Origin of the sequence: Streptomyces sp. NPDC021093 (genome assembly GCF_044333135.1) — a bacterium.
GTDB lineage: Bacteria > Actinomycetota > Actinomycetes > Streptomycetales > Streptomycetaceae > Streptomyces.
This window is the reverse complement of the sequence record NZ_JBIRQJ010000001.1, coordinates 858,565-874,053: the sequence shown is the minus strand read 5'-3', so window position 1 is coordinate 874,053 and position 15,489 is coordinate 858,565. Positions and strand designations below refer to the sequence as shown.

The 15,489-nt window shown below is 71.2% G+C and carries 6 protein-coding genes; 3 read left to right on the top strand and 3 right to left on the bottom strand.

Annotated elements, in window-relative coordinates; genetic code table 11:
* Window positions 1–7: 7 nt before the first annotated feature.
* The 3 genes from ACH4SP_RS03930 to ACH4SP_RS03920 all read left to right on the top strand — a co-directional run bounded on the left by ACH4SP_RS03930 (window position 8) and on the right by ACH4SP_RS03920 (window position 2,823).
* The gene (locus ACH4SP_RS03930) at window positions 8–709 is read left to right on the top strand and encodes a FadR/GntR family transcriptional regulator (protein WP_398408904.1); all 702 of its coding nucleotides are present in this window, start codon (window positions 8–10) and stop codon (window positions 707–709) included.
* Window positions 710–791: 82 nt separating this feature from the next.
* Window positions 792–1,142, top strand: coding sequence for a hypothetical protein (locus ACH4SP_RS03925; protein ID WP_398408902.1), 351 nt, complete (start codon window positions 792–794; stop codon window positions 1,140–1,142).
* Window positions 1,143–1,149: 7 nt separating this feature from the next.
* Entirely contained in the window at window positions 1,150–2,823 is a 1,674-nt protein-coding gene (locus tag ACH4SP_RS03920; protein ID WP_398408900.1) for a protein kinase, read from the top strand.
* A 179-nt stretch (window positions 2,824–3,002) separates the two neighbouring features.
* Here the strand turns inward: ACH4SP_RS03920 and ACH4SP_RS03915 are convergent, their stop codons facing one another.
* From ACH4SP_RS03915 to ACH4SP_RS03905, 3 genes are read right to left on the bottom strand one after another with little or no spacing between them, the layout of a single operon-like run.
* Entirely contained in the window at window positions 3,003–10,568 is a 7,566-nt protein-coding gene (locus ACH4SP_RS03915; RefSeq protein ID WP_398408898.1) for a MupA/Atu3671 family FMN-dependent luciferase-like monooxygenase, read from the bottom strand.
* On the bottom strand, window positions 10,565–13,993 hold the full coding sequence (locus ACH4SP_RS03910) for a type I polyketide synthase (RefSeq protein ID WP_398408896.1): 3,429 nt from the start codon (window positions 13,991–13,993) through the stop codon (window positions 10,565–10,567). The genes ACH4SP_RS03915 and ACH4SP_RS03910 overlap by 4 nt, the downstream gene beginning before the upstream one ends.
* Window positions 13,990–15,276, bottom strand: a complete 1,287-nt coding sequence (locus tag ACH4SP_RS03905; RefSeq protein WP_398408894.1) for an MFS transporter — start codon at window positions 15,274–15,276, stop codon at window positions 13,990–13,992. Before ACH4SP_RS03905 ends, ACH4SP_RS03910 begins: the two co-directional genes overlap by 4 nt.
* Between the last annotated feature and the right edge of the window lie 213 nt (window positions 15,277–15,489).

Below are 15,489 nucleotides of genomic sequence, written 5' to 3'. Positions count from 1 at the left end.
TTACGCCATGACTCCACAGACCCGAGGGCTGCACGCCCGCGTACTGGAAAGCCTCGGGCCCGCCATCACCGGAGGCGAGTACCCGCCGGGGAGTGTCCTGCGGACGGACGAGCTGTCCCAGGAGTTCGAGGTGTCCCGTTCCGTCATGCGCGAGGCGGTACGGGTCCTGGAGTCCATGCACCTCGTGGAGTCACGGCGCCGCGTCGGCGTGACCGTGCTGCCCGCCGAGGAGTGGAACGTCTACGACCCGCAGGTCATCCGCTGGCGCCTGGCCGGCGCCGACCGGCCCCGCCAGCTGCGCTCCCTCACCGTGCTGCGTTCCGCCGTCGAACCCACGGCGGCGGGCCTCGCCGCCCGTAACGCCACCGCCGAGCAGTGCGCGGCCCTCACCGAGTGCGCCATCGGCATGGTCGCCAACTCCCGTGGAAACCGGCTGGAGGGCTACCTCCTGCACGACGTCGAGTTCCACCGGACGATCCTCAGGGCGTCCGGCAACGAGATGTTCGCCCGCCTCGGCGACGTGGTCGCCGAGGTGCTCACCGGCCGCACCCACCACCAGGTGATGTTCGAGGAACCCGACCCGGCGGCGGTCACCCTGCACGTCAAGGTCGCCGAAGCGGTACGGGAGCGGGACGCCGCACGGGCCGAGGAACTGACCCGCGAGATCACCATCGGCGCCCTGGAGGAACTGGACGTGCTCGCGCCCTGACGACTGCCCCGTGGCCCGGCGGCTCTATGATGGTGCGCTGGTTCGCACCCGCAGCGGACGGGGCCAAGGGGGAGGTCGAGGGATGCCGGAGTACCGCATTTTCGTGGACGGGGACTCTCCGGGACGAGACCTGCGCCAACTCGCGCAATGGCTCCGCCAGGACACGACGGTCAGGACCGGGGCGACCATCGCCCTGCGGCCGGCACCGCCCGCCGAGGGTGAGATGGGCACGACCCTCGACGTCATCACGTTGATCACCCAGACCGGCTTCTCGACCGCCGGCCTGGCAGTGGCGGTTTCCGCCTGGCGCCGGACCCGGTCGTCGACGCCGGTCGTCGTCATCGAGCGCAACGGCGTGCGGGTGACGGTGGACTCCGGTGACCCGGCGGACATCACCCGACTCATCCGGGCGCTGGAGCTGGAGAGCGAGTAGCCGCCGCATGCCACTCCCCTGCCCGGAATCCTCACGGGTGGTCCTGATCGGCGCCGCGGACTACGACCATCTGCCGCCCCTCCCGGCCGTCCGGAACAACCTTGCGGCGCTCGCCGGCTTCTTCACCTCGGCCACGGGCTGGGACCTGCCGCCGGAGCACTGCACAGTCGTCGCCGACCCCGCGCAGCCGTCCGAGTTCATCGACCCCGTACGGCAGGCGGCCGCCGAAGCCACCGACACCCTGCTCGTCTACTACAGCGGGCACGGCCATCTCGACGACGAACTGCAGTACTCGGTCTCGGTCACCGGCTCCAGGCAGGGCGAGCCGTGGACCTGCCTGCAGTACTCGCACCTGCGGTCCGTGCTGGCCCAAACCCGGGCGGAACGCCGGGTGGTGATCCTCGACGCCTGCTTCAGCGGGCAGGCGCACGGGCTGATGGCCGACGCCGCCGACGTGGTGCGGGCCCAGGTGGCGACAGCGGGAGCGGTGGTCATCAGTGCCTCCCGCCACGACCGGCCCGCACTCGCGCCGGTCGGGGAGATCCACACGGCCTTCACCGGTGAACTGCTCCAGGTGCTCACCCACGGCATCGCGGAGGGGCCATCGGAAATCACCGTCGACACCGCGTACACCCACATCAAGGCATCCCTGGTGGCACAGGGCCGTCCCACACCCGAGCGCACGGGCACCGACACCTCGGGCGCGCTGGTCATCGCCCGCAACCCCGGGTTCAGGTCGCACTCCCCCAGGGCCGCTCCGCGCCTCCCTCCCGGGACACATCTACGGGCACTGGCCAACCGGATGTTCCCGGTGTCGACGGACGACCGGGGCCCAGCCGGACGCTACGTGGAGCCGGACGCGGCCGGCGAGCGGTACGAGATCATCCACCCCATCGGCAAGGGGGGCATGGGAGCGGTACATCTCGCCTACGACCGTCTCCTGGACCGGCGGGTCGCGTTGCGGACGATACAGATCCACGGGTTCGACGAACCGGCCGAACGGCAGGTCTTCTGGACCGCGGTCCGGGTCGCGGCCGCACTGAACCATCCGAACGTGGCAGCGGTCTACGACGTCGTCGAGGTCAAGGCCGGACGGTTCTTCGTGATGGAGTACGTCCAGGGAACCGATCTGCGCGACGTGGGCGCCGAGGGGACGCTGTCGCCCGACGAGGCCGCTGAGGCCGTCCACGACGTGCTGTCCGGCCTTGAGGCCGCCCACCGGGCCGGGGTGGTGCACTGCGACGTGAAGCCGTCCAACATCATGCTGACGCCGAATGGCACGGTCAAGATCAGCGACTTCGGGATCTCCCACGTCATCGCAGACGAAGGACAGGGGCCCCTGCACCGGGGCGACGGAACCATGGTGGGCACGCCCGCCTACATGGCACCGGAGATCGTCCACGGCCAACTGCCCACCCCTTCGGTCGACATCTACGGGGCCGGGGTCGTGTTCTACGAACTCTGCACCGGACAGACCCCGTTCCGCTCCGACAAGGCACACGAGCTGCTGGCCCGCAAGCTCCACGAGCCCGCCGTACCGCCGAGCCGGATCGTCCCAGGGCTTCCGCCGCAGTATCAGGCCATCATCATGCGGGCCTTGGAGCGCGACCCCCGGGAGCGATACGGCAGTGCCGCGGAGATGCGTGCCGCGATCGCCGCCGCCCTTTACGGCACGGGCTGACCCGCGCCGCCCTTCACGGCACGGACTGACCCGCCTCGGACATCCATTCCGTGGTTCGGCGGGCACGGTGGGTGCGGTGCCTTGCGCAGGGAGGCACAGGGCGCACGGGCTCATGGCTCTCTGCTTGCCACGGCCGTCCGCGCCTGTGCCTCCACCGCTCACCCTCGCGGTTTCTCCCGTCAGTCGCCTTCGCCCAGGGCTGCCGTGGTTTCCCTGGTGAGGAGGTCGACGTAGGCCACGGTCCAGGCCTCGACCGTGGCGCGGTCCCACAGGTCGCTCGAGTACTCCACGTAGCCGGACAGCACGTCGCCCGTGGGGATCAGGCCGAAGTTGAACTCGGAGCGCGCGCCAGGGATCACGAGGTCCTCGACGGCCGTGGTCACGCCCGGCAGTTCGATGTCCGTCTCCAGAGAGCTCTGGTACTGGAAACCGAACGGCAGCTTGTCGGGGACCTCCGTGGACCACGCGGCACCCAGTTCGGCCGTCATCTCGCGGATCGGCGCGGCGTGGTCCATCGCCTCGACCGCGCTGCGGGCCACCTGGTCCACGAGCGCACCGAACGACTCGGCCTCACTGCCGCGGACCCGCAGCGAGAACGACGAGACCGTGCAGGCCGCCAACGACTCGAACTCCCGGCGCTCGCGATTGGCGTGGGAGATGCCCAGAAGGACGTCCGGCTCGTCCGTCAGTCCGGACAGCAGCCTGGCCAGGGCTGTGGCCGTCACCACGAAGGGCGTCGTGCGGTGCCGCCGCGCCAGCGCTTCCAGATCGGCGCGCGTTTCCCGCCCGACCGTGAAGAGGACGACGTCTCCCTCTCCCGTCGACTTCTGCGGGCGGGGCCGGTCCAGCGGCAGCGACGAATCGAACCGGGCGCCCTTCAACTCCCTGGCCCAGTAGTCGATCAGGCGACCCTTGTCCTGCGTGTGGCTCCGTTCGCGCTGCCACCGCGCGTACTCGCTCGGCTGCGGCACGCGCTGCGGGAGGCCGTGCGGCACGCCGGTTGCCGCCGCCCGGTACAGCTCCGCCAGTTCACGCAGCAGGACGCTGACCGACCATCCGTCGCAGGCGGAGTGGTGCAGGACGAAGAGCAGCTCCCAACGGTCATCACTCGTGCGCAACAGGCGGAACACCGGGGCGAGTTCGGCCCGGATGTCGAAGGGTGTCTCGGCCGTCTCCGCCGCCAGGCGTTCCGCCTCGGCCTCCGGGGCCGACTCCGCGGTCAGGTCCTCCTCCGGCAGCTCCACCGGCCGGGGCGGCAGCGCCTCCTGCCACCACTCGTCCCCTTCCCCGTCCTGTACGAAGCGCGTGCGCAACGCCTCGTGACGGGCGACGAGCCCGGTCAGCGCGGTGCGCAGAGCCGGTACGTCCAGCGCGCCCGTGAAGGTGAGGCGCATGGCCACGTTGTAGACCTGCGGGTGGGCGTGCCCCTGGTGGCGGGCGATGAAGGCGCTCTGCTGGGCGGTGACCGGTGCGCGGCCGAGCACCACCTCGCTTTCGGGGGCGCCGTCGGTGTCGCCGGCGTCCTTGCCACCGGCGAGATACGTCGCCATGGCCCTCAGCGTGGGCTCCGCGTAGAAGCGCGCGATGGGGTACTCGACACCGAACGTCTCACGCACCCTGTTGCTCAGCCGGATCGCCGTGATCGAGTGGCCGCCGAGGTCGAAGAAGGAGGCCTCGGGGCCGATCGCCGCGACGTCCAGCTCGAACTCCTCGGCCCACAGCCGCCTGAGGCGCGCCTCGTCGTCGGCCGGGGCGGCCGTCGGGCGGGCAACCGATTCCGACACCGGGCCGGGCGTCGACACCCGGCCGGGCGCGGAAGCGGAGGTCGCGGGTGCGGACGTCGCGGGTACGGACGTCGCGGTCACGAGGGAGGGAGCGGGCAGTGCGGCCCGGTCCAGCTTGCCGTTCGAGGACAGGGGGAGTTCGGGCAGCACCGCCCAGGCGTGCGGCACCAGGTGGTCCGGCAGCCTTCCGGCAAGTTCCTCCGTGAGGCGGTCGGCGAACTCCTGCTGCCGTCCGACCCGCCCCACGGGGACGACGTAGGCGGCGAGTTGAGCCTCGCCCCGCCGGTTGCGGCGGGACAGGACCACCGCTTCGCCGACCCCCGGCAGGCCGTTGAGCGCCTGCGAGACCTCCTCGGGCTCGACGCGGTAACCCCGTATCTTCACCTGGTCGTCGGACCTCCCGCGGAACTCCAGTGCTCCCGACTCGTTCCAGCGCACCAGGTCGCCGGTGCGGTACATCCGCCCCTCGGCACCCAGCGGGTCACGGACGAAGCGCTCCGCCGTCAGGTCCGGCCTGCGGAGGTAGCCGGTGGCCACGCCGGGGCCGCCGACGTACAGCTCCCCCACCTCTCCGGCGGGGACCTCGCTGCCGTGCCCGTCGAGCACCCGCAGTACGACGTTGTCCACCGGTCGGCCGATCGGGATCGGGACCTCCGCGGCACCCGGCGCCTGCGGTTCCACCGTCTCGACCGTGCACAACACGGTCACCTCTGTGGGGCCGTAGACGTTCACCGTCTCGTACGGAACGCCGGGGCGCGGGCGAGTGCGCAGCACGTCGCCGCCCAGCAAGAGGTGGCGCAGCGGCGGCTGTTGCGCGTCCGGGAGTACGAGGACCGCCTCTCCCAGGGCCGTCGGAAGGATGGAGAAGCTGATCCGCTCGTCCGCGTACCAGCGGGCCAGCGCGGCAGGGTCCTTGCCGACCGCCTCGTCGGCCACGACGACCGTCGCTCCCGCGGTCAGTGCGGGCCAGATCTCCAGGGCCGCGGCGTCGAAGCCCTGGCTGCACACGGCGGCGCTGCGGTCGTCCGCGGTGAACCCGAAACGCTCGTGGTGCCATTGGCAGAGGTCCACGACGGCCCGGTGCGGGACGGCGACGCCCTTGGGGGTGCCGGTGCTGCCTGAGGTGTAGATGGCGAAGCAGAGGGATTCGGGGTCGGACACGAGGGTCGGGGTCGAGGCCGGGGTCGAGGTCGGATCCGGGGCCGGGTCGTTCAGCGGGTCGGGTGCGGCCTGGGCGTCGACGGCGACCACGGCGATCCCGTCCGGCGGCGTCGACGGTGTGTCCGCCCCGCTGCCGCTCACCAGGATCCGTGCGCCGCACTCCCCGAGGATGACCTCGGCCCGCGCCCGGCCCTGCCTCGGGTCCAACGGAACATATCCGTGGCCCGACTTGAGGGTCGCCAGCATGGCGACGACCAGGTCGGCGCCGCGCGGCAGCCACAGGGCGACCGGCGCGCCGCTCTTCCCCTCGGCCCGCAGGACCGCCGCGAGGCGATCCGCGCGTGCGTTCACCTCGCGGTAGGTGAGGGCGACTTCACCGCAGGTCACCGCGGTGCGGTCCGGGGCGACCACGGCCCAGCGCGAGACCAGGGAGTCGACGGTGCTCCGGGTCAGTTGCCGGACGTTCCCCCGCCGCCACTCCTCCGGGATCGGGGCCGATGCCGGGATCGAGGCCGATGCCGGGGCCGATACCGACGCGCCCTCCTTTCGTACGAGAGAGGCGTCGTCGGCCCCCACCGCCTCGGCGAGAACGTCCCGGAACGTCCCGAAGAGCGCGTCGACCGTCGCCTCGTCGAAGAGATCGGTGTTGTACTCCAGGTGACAGCGGATGCCGTCCGCCTGGTCGGTGAAGTACACGCTGATGTCGGTGAGCGCCTTGTCGGGACCCGAGTCGAGCGGCGTGGCCCGGACCCCGGGCAGGTCGAAGCGGAAGGGCTCACCTGTCTCGAACTCGGCGAGCGTCTGGAAGACCGGAATCCGGTCGAGTGCCCGCGTCGGCACCAGCTCCCGCACGACCGACCCGAACGGCACGTCGGCGTGGTCGTACGCGTCCAGGGCGACCCCACGCACCCGGTCCAGGAGCGCACCGAAGTCCGGGTTGCCGGAGAGGTCGATCCGCAGCGCCAGGGTGTTGACGAAGAAGCCGATGACGTCCTCGTACGCGGGCGTGCGGTCGGACATCGGGGTGCCGATGACGAGGTCGTCCTGACCGGTGACGCGGTGCAGTGCGGCCGCGTATCCGGCGAGCAGGGCCATGAACAGGGTGCTGCGCCGCTTGCGGCTCAACTCCCGTACCTGCTGCGACAGTTCGGGGTCGAGCGTACGGAACAGGGCGCGGCCGTTGGAGGTCATCACGGCGGGCCTGGGCCGGTCGGTGGGCAGTTCCAGGACGGGCAGGTCGCCGGCGAGCACCTTCTTCCAGTAGGCGAGGTCCTCCGCCGTCTTCGTGTCGCCGAGGGAGGCGAGCTGCCGGCGGGCATGGTCGGCGTACGTACGGGAGAGGCCGGGCAGTTCCGCTTCGGGTGCGCCCGGCAACTCGGCGCGGTAGAGGGCGGACACGTCGCGGGCGAGCACCGCGGCCGACGCCGCGTCCATCACGATGTGGTGCAGCGACAGGACCAGCACGTGGCGCAGGTCGCCGAGCCGGACGAGGCGCGTGACGAACAGCGGGCCCCTCGCCAGGTCGAAGCGGCGCTCGCTCTCGGCCTTGAGGGTGTCGGCCACCGCGTCCCCGGTGCCCGTGCCGTCGACGACCGCGAAGTCCACGTCCACCAGAGCCTGGACGAACTGTCGTGGCTCGCCCGCCACTTCGCGGAACACCGCACGCAGCTGCTCGTGCCGCCCGACCAGGGCGCGCAGGGCGGACCGCAGCGCGGGGACGTCCAGCGGGCCTTCCAGCTCGATCGCCTTGGTCTCGTTGTAGGCGGTACGGCCGGGGAGCATGCGCTCCAGGAACCAGATCCGCTGCTGACCGGGCGACAGGGGCGCGGAGTCCGCCGCGGGAGTCTCCGTGAACGTGGGACTCTCCGTGGACGCGGGACTCTCCGTGACCGTCGGCGTCTCCGTCACCGCGGGCGCCTTCGTGACCGTGAGGGCCGTCGTCGTCACGGGGGCGGACCTCGCCACAGGGGCAGTCGTGAAGTCCCGGCGCAGGGCGTCGAGTTGTACGAGTCCGGAGCGCATCGCGTCGGGCTCGACGCCGAAGTCGACGAGCGCGACCACCTCGTCGGCGCCCGCGGCACGCACGGCGTCCACGACGGGCCGCACGCTCTCGGGGCTGCCGATGAGGGCCCGTTGGTCGCAGTAGCGGTCGTAGGCCCGCCGGAACACCACGTCCAGATCGTCCTCGGTCATCGCCGACAGGTCGACCCGGTGGCCCAGGCTGTTGGCGACGTTTCCGAACAGGGACAGGGAGGCGCGCATGTACCGGGACAGCGGATCGCGCGCCTCGGCACGTGCCTCCGCGTGGTCCTCGGCGAGGAAGGTGTGCAGCAGGACGGCCACGCGCCCCGTATCCGGGTCCAGGCCGTGCTGGGCGCGGGTACGGCGGTAGAGCGCGACGTTCTCCTGGAGCTGCTCGACGCCCTGCGTCATCAGATTGGTCACGATGCCCAGGCCGTGGCGGCCGGCCAGCTCGTAGGACGCCGGGTTGCCGACGACTGCCGTATACATGGGCGGAGTGTCCTGGACGGGGCGGGGGAACAGCCGCAGGTCCTTCTCGCCGTTCCCGGTGGTGCGGCGCACCGGCTCACCGCGCCACAACGTCCGTATCTGTTCGACCTGTTCGTACATCAGCTCCTTGTGGGAACCGAAGCGGTCGGGGAAGAAGGCGAAGTCGTCGGCGTGCCAACCGCTGGCGCAGCCGATGCCGATCCGCCCCCCGGAGAGGTTGTCGACCATCGACCACTCTTCGGCGACGCGGATCGGGTCATGGAGCGGCAGCACCACGGAGCCTGCGTTGATGCGGACGCGGTCGGTCTCGCGGGCGAGGGCCGCGGCGAGCACGGCGGGGTTGGGGAACAGGCCGCCGAAGGAGTGGAAGTGCCGTTCGGGAATCCACAGGGAGTGGAAGCCGTGGCGGTCGGCGAAGCGTGCGGTCTCCAGGATGTGGTCGTACTTCCCGTACGGGGAGGCCGTCTCGTCCTGCGGGTAGTCGCCGAAGAAGTAGACGCCGAAGTCCAGGGGGCGCGCGGGCTGTTGGACCGCCGCCCTGGAGGTGGGCCGCGGCTCCGGCTGCTGTTCCGGCTGCCGCTCCGGCTCCGGCTCCGGGCGGGCCGTGGCCACCCTGTTCCAGGCCATGGCCTTGGCGTTCACCTTGGGCTTGGGCTCGACCTTCGGCTCGACCTTCGGCTCGACCTTCGGCTTCGCCTTAGACGAGGCCGCGGGGCCGACCCCCGCCTTCTCACGGAAGAAGCCCCCGTCGCGCAGCTCGCGCAGCGATCCCTTCACCGCTTCCACGATGAACTCGATGTCGCTGTCGGAGTGTTCGGTGGAGAGGAAGAAGTTGCGCCACTCCCACACGTGGACGCCGCGCAGCATGAGGTGGGGGTAGAGCAGCTCCATGTCCGCGCGCTGCTCGAAGCGGAACTGCGAGCCGAAGTGGCTCATGCTCAGGGCGAACCCCTCCGCATCGAAGAACGCGTTCAGCGTCGCGGCCAGCTCGTCGGTGCGCGCGTTCAGGCGCTCCTGCAACCGCGGACTGTGCTCCTTGAGATGCGTCAGTACGGCGCGGGCGGCGACCATCGACACCGGGTGCTGGATGTAGGTGCCGCCGAAGAACGTGGTGTCGGCCGCCGGGTAGCTGTCGTCCCCGTAGTTCCAGTGGCCGCCGTCGATGCCGTCCATGATGTCGGAGCGCCCGGCGATCGCCCCGATGGGGAATCCGCCGCCGAGCACCTTGCCGTAGGTGGCCAGGTCGGGCGTGACGCCGTAGAGCTCCTGGGCGCCGCGCAGTGCGGGGCGGAAGCCGGTCAGCATCTCGTCGAAGAGCAGCACGATGCCGTGGCGCAGGGTCAGTTCGCGCAGTCGGCGTACGAAGTCGGCCGGGCGCAGCGACGGGTGACGGCTCTGCACCGGCTCGACGACGACCGCCGCGATGTCGCCCGCCTGCTGCTCGATGACGGCGAGGCTCTCCGCGCTGCCGTACGGGAGGACGAGGAGGTCGGCGACGGCGTTGTGCGGGATCCCCCCGGACAGGGGGACGGTGGTGAGTCCCTCGCTGCCGGTGCCCGCGGAGCGGCCGAGGACGTTGTCGGCATGGCCGTGGTAGGCGCCCTCGAAGGTGACGATGCGGGAGCGGCCGGTGGCGGCGCGGGCGAGGCGGATGGCTGCGGAGTTCGCCTCCGTGCCCGAGTTGGCGAAGGCGACCCGCTCCAGGCCGGTCAGCTCGGCGAGCAGCTCGGCGGCTTCGCCGGTCTCCACGTTGCGCGGGCCGAGCTGGACGCCGCGGGAGAGGTGTTCGCGGACCGCCTCGGTGACGAAGGCGGGCTCGTGGCCGAAGAGCAGCACGCCGAAGCCCATGGTGATGTCGACGTAGTGGTTGCCGTCGATGTCCTCAAGCCGCGAGCCCTGCGCACGCCGGCCCGCGATGGGGTACAGCATCTCCTTCGTGCTGCTGCGGAACCCGACGGCCGCGCGGCTGTCGGCGAGCACCCGGCGGTAGCGCTGGACGATCCGCTTCGAGGTGGGTGTCTTGGCGGTGTAGCGGCGCACCAGGTCGTCGAGGTGGGTCCGTTGGGCGTCGGACGCGCCGCCGCGGACCATGCCGGAGGCTCGGGCGACCTCCAGGCGCGGCCCGTGCTGGGCGGCCCCGGCGGCAGCGGGCCGCTCCTCCTCGGCCGCCGGCGCCTCCTCGATTTCCGGCGCTCCCATCTGGCGGGCGATGCGCTGCGAGAGCTCGGCCATCGCGGCGAGGTCCTGGTCGACCGCCGCCGAGAAGCTGCCTGTTTCGGCCCCGGTCATCGGTCCGCCTTCCCGGTCTGGGCGGCCAGCAACTGCGAGAGCTGGCCCATGAGTTGGAGCTGCATCTGGGAGAGCTGGTGCACCTGGCGTACGAGATCGTCCACTTCGCGGCGCGTGGCGTACTCGGCCGGGGCGGGGGCGAAGGCGGCGGCCGGTGCGGGCGCCGAGGGGAGCGGCAGGGGTTCCGGGACCGTCGGCGCGGGCTCACGGACCACAGGGTCCGGTGTGCGAACCACGGGCTCCGGTGTGCGAACCACCGGCTCCGGCGCGCGGGCGGGCACCACGGCGGCCAGCGGAGGGGCGGGCTTCTCGGCCGGAGGGGCAGGTGTCACGGGCGGCGCGGCCGTTTCCGTGCCGCCCGCCTTCCGCACGATGATCCGCGCCAGCTCCTTCGCCGTGCCCGCCTCCTCGAAGAGCTCCCGCATCGACACCTTGACCTGGTGCTCTTCCTCCAACTCGCGGAGTACGCCGATCATTTGCAGCGAGTCGGCGCCGAGATCGAAGAAGTTGGCGTCCTCGGCCACCTCGTTCGTGTCGTAGCTGAGATGCTTCGCAGTGACCTTGATGATGTGCTGGAGCACACGCTCGACCGCTGCTTCGTCCTGTGCCACTTCGAACCCATCCCTTGCCGGTTGTCCTGATGTCGGTTGTTGTACGGATGTCAGCTGTACGGATGTCAGCTCTGCGGACCGGGAGAAGTGGTTCTCCGGTCCTGTCCAGTAGTCCTTGTGCTGGAATCGGTAGCCGGGCAGCGGAATCCTGCGGCCCGTCCCCTCGGTCAGCACCCGCCAGTCGACCGGTGCCCCGCCCCGGTACAGGCCCGCGACCGCGTCCCACAGCGGTTCGAGCCCCGCACCGCGCCGCAGCGTCGGATACGCCGCCCTGTCCGGCAGCTCCCGCCGCGCGAGCCCGCTCAGCGTGGTGTGCGGTCCGATCTCCACCAGCGCGCCGGCTCCCTCGTGGGAGGTGCCCAACTCCCTCAGTACGTGGGCGAATCGCACCGGCTCACGCGCCTGTCGTACGAAGTACTCCGCGTCCGGCACCCAGCCCTCCGGCCGCGTGCGCCCGTCCAGACCGCTCACGAACGGCACGGCGCCCGGCCGGAGTTCCACCCCCGCGAACAGCTCCCGCAGCCCGTCGAGGACGGGATCCATCAGGGCGGTGTGGAACGCGTGGTGCACCGGAAGCGCACGGGCCGGTACATCGCGCTCGGCGAGCAGGTCCTTCAGGCGTGCCACGGCATCGGCCGGGCCCGCGAGGACCTGGCTGCGTGCGCCGTTGGTGACGGCGAGCTCCACCCCCGGTACCTCTGCGGCCAGTTCGCGCGCCACGTGCACCCCGGTCGGGACCGCGAGCATCGCGCCCGGCGCGCAGTGCCGCCCCATCAGCCTGCCTCGCTCCGCCGTCAGGCGCAGCCCGTCCTCGGCGGACAGCACTCCGGCCGCGTACAGCGCCGCGTACTCGCCCACACTGTGCCCGGCCACCACTCGGGGCTCGATCCCGGCCGCGCGCCACAGGCGGACGAGTGCGCACTGGAACGCGAAGAGCGCGGGCTGTGCCACCTCGGTGGGCCAGGCGGGCTCGGCCCCGCCCTCGTACTCCTCGCCGAGCAGCGGTTCGAGGAGGCTGTCGCCGCCGGTGAGTGCGGCGTACTGCCGCTCGCAGGAGTCCAGGACCTCGCGTACGACGGGGAAGCGCGCGTAGAGGGTGCGTGCCGCGCCCCGGTGGATGCTGCCCTGCCCGGTGAACAGGAACCCGACGCCCGTGGCCGCCGCGTCTCCCGTCGCGGGCGGGTCCGTGATCCAGGTGTCGAGGGCGCGCGTGAACGCGTCCACGGTGTCGCCGCGTACCGCGAGGCGGTGTCCGCGGTGGGCACGGCCGAGCGCCAGAGTCGTCACGACGTCCGCGGGGTGCGTGCCGGGGTGCGTGCGCAGGTGGTCGCGCAGGGCGCGGGCGTTGTCGGCGAGGGCCGCCGGTGTGTGTCCCGCGACCGTCAGGACGGCAGGGGACGGCGCCTCGTCGGCGGGGCGGGGCTCGGGCTCGGGGGCCTGTTCCAGGACGATGTGGATGTTGGTGCCGCCGACGCCGAACGAACTGACGCAGGCCCTGCGCGGTACGTCGCTCCGCGGCCAGGGCCGTACGGAATCGGGAATGTAGAACGGGCTCACCGCGAGGTCGAGTGCCGGGTTGGGACGGCGGAAGTTGGCCATCGGCGGGATGACCCCGTGCTCCAGCACGAGCAGTGCCTTGATCATGCCCGCCAGACCCGAACACACGTCGAGGTGCCCGATGTTGGCCTTGACCGAGCCGAGGGCGCAGTACCCCGTGCGGTCGGTGTCCGCGCGGAACGCGGCGGTGGCACCCTCGAACTCGATCGGGTCGCCCTTGTACGTTCCGGTTCCGTGCGTCTCCAGATAGCCGACGGTGCCCGCGTCGACGCCCGCCCGGTCCAGGGCACGCCGGATGGCCTTGCGCTGGCCGTCCGCACTGGGCGCGGCGAACGCCCTCTTGTCCGCGCCGTCGTTGGTGACCCCCCGGCCCCGGATGACGCCGTGGATGTGGTCGCCGTCCGCGACGGCCCGGTCGAGGCTCTTGAGCACCACGGCTGCCACACCCGTGCCGCCGACCGTCCCGTCCGATGCGGCCTCGAAGGGGCGCAGCCGGCCGCTCTTGGAGAGGATGGAGCCCTTGACGTACTGGTAGCCGAGAACCTGCGGCACATGGATGGCGGTGGCACCGGCGACGGCGATGTCGCAGTCCCCCGAGGCCACGGCCTGCGCGGCGAGGTGCACCGCCATCAGCGAACTGGAGCAGGCCGTCTGCACGTTGACCGCGGGGCCGGTCAGGCCGAGGCGGAAGGCGGCGCGGTTGGCGGTGAAGTCGGTGTAGTTGCCGACGGTCGCCTGCATTCCGGCGACCCAGTCGTCGATGCCGCCCGGGAGGACGTTGTTCTGGAGGTAGGTCTGCAGGGAGTAGAGGTGGTAGCCGGTACTGGCATAGACGCCGACCTCGTGGCCTCCGGCAGCTCCTGCCCCCTCCGCAGCACCTTCCGAAGCCTTCTTCGCAGCTCTCTCCGGAGCGCCTTCCTGACCTCCTGCGTACCCGGCGTTCTCCAGGGCGTGGTGCACGCACTCCAGGAACAGCCGGTGCTGCGGATCGGTGATCTTGGCCTCGTGCGCGCTCATCCCGAAGAAGCCCGCGTCGAAGCCCGCGATGTCCGCCAGGATCCCGCTCGCTCCGACGAAGTCGTCGGAGCGGTACTGCTCTTCGGGCACGCCCGCGGCGGCCAGTTCCGCCTCGGTGAAACGATGGATGCGGTCCGTGCCGTCTCGGATCGTGCGCCAGAACTCCTCAGGCGTGTCCGCACCGGGGAAGCGGAAGGACATCCCGACGACGGCCACGGCCGCATCGCGTCCGACGGTCATCGGGCCTCGCTCTCTACGGACGGTACGTTCTGCTCGTCAGGGGGCACGGACCGGGACCGACGCGCATGCCGACGCGTGTGCCGCACCAGAACGACGAACAGGCCGACGCACAGGACGATCGCCAACCCGTGCAGGAGGCTCACCACTTGGAGCGGTGTGAAGCGGTCCAGGAGCGCACCGCTGACCAGCATCCCCAGGCCGAATCCGGTGTTCTCGACCGACGCGGACAGACCGAAGAGCCGGCCGCGCTGCTCGTCCGGGGCCGCCTGGAGCCGGGTGACGTAGGCGATCTCGGTGAGTCCGTCGGCCATGCCCGCCACCAGGGCCGCCGCGACGGCCACGCCCGTGGGCAGCCCGGCGAACACCACGATGAACGCGGCCGACATCACACAGGCTCCGATCGCGAAGGCCCGCTCCCCTGGTCCTTGCCGTCCGCCGCGCCCGGCCCACCGGCTGCACACCTGCTGCATGACGATGTTGCCGATGGCCCACGTCGCCCAGAACTGGCTGACGAACGTGGCCGGATGGGACGGGTCGAGGCCGCTGGAGTAGACGGGCAGGGCGACGTTGTGCGACGAGGAGCCGAGGCCGTCGGCAGCCCGGACCACGAGCATGACCGCGAGCACGGGGGCCGCGCGCAGCAGCATGAGCGAGCCCGTCTTCCGCATCCGCCCGGACGCCGCGCCGTCCGCCTTCTTCTCCTTCCCCTCCTCCCCCTTCTCCTTCTGTGCTCGCGTACGGATCGGCAGCGAGAGCAGCACGCAGGCCGACACCGCGAACGTGACGGCGTCCAGCGAGAGGGCGGCGACGTATCCCCACTGCGAGACCACCACACCGGCGGAGGCGAACCCGGCGATCATCGCCAGTGAACGCCCGGTGGCCAGCAGCGAGTTGGCCCGCAACCGCAGATCACCGCCGACGATCTCCGGGATGCTGCTGCGCAGCGCCACCCCCGACAGGGTCGAACAGAACCCGGTCACGACGGCCAGTACATAGAGAAGCCCCGCACGCGAGGCGTCAGGAGCGATCAGTAGGGCTATCATGGCCGCGCACTGAGTCAGATCGGCGCCGACCATCAACCTCTTACGGTCGTACGCCGAGACCAGCCGCCCGCTCACAAAGCCGGAGACGACGCTGGTCAGCAGCCGTACGGCCATGAAGAGCCCTGCGGCCAGGGCGCTGTCGGTCACGTCGTAGATGAAGACGTTGAGGGCGACCATGTTCAGGTAACTGCCGTACGCCGAGACGCCGTTGCCCACGACGAGCAGGCGAAATTGCCTCAAGTGTTCCCCCTGGTCCACTGCTGAGCTGTCACTCACGGTTCGTGCACGGCTGCGCTCAGCCGAGGCCGCCTTCACACTCACTCGCACGGAAGCACGCTGAAAGTCACCTGAACTGGTGACTTGACAGGACCGCTGGAGTCCCTGCGCCGATCTCCTCGAAGGCGGAAAAGTTGAGCCGGGTGCTCCGGCCCGGCTCAGTGGCGTCCCCTCCGA

What these genes read in the sequence shown, in the direction of transcription:
- ACH4SP_RS03930 (WP_398408904.1), top strand. Translation starts at nt 8, where the DNA reads ATGACTCCACAGACCCGAGGGCTGCACGCCCGCGTACTGGAAAGCCTC.
- ACH4SP_RS03925 (WP_398408902.1), top strand. Translation starts at nt 792, where the DNA reads ATGCCGGAGTACCGCATTTTCGTGGACGGGGACTCTCCGGGACGAGAC.
- ACH4SP_RS03920 (WP_398408900.1), top strand. Translation starts at nt 1,150, where the DNA reads ATGCCACTCCCCTGCCCGGAATCCTCACGGGTGGTCCTGATCGGCGCC.
- ACH4SP_RS03915 (WP_398408898.1), bottom strand. Translation starts at nt 10,568, where the DNA reads ATGACCGGGGCCGAAACAGGCAGCTTCTCGGCGGCGGTCGACCAGGAC.
- ACH4SP_RS03910 (WP_398408896.1), bottom strand. Translation starts at nt 13,993, where the DNA reads ATGACCGTCGGACGCGATGCGGCCGTGGCCGTCGTCGGGATGTCCTTC.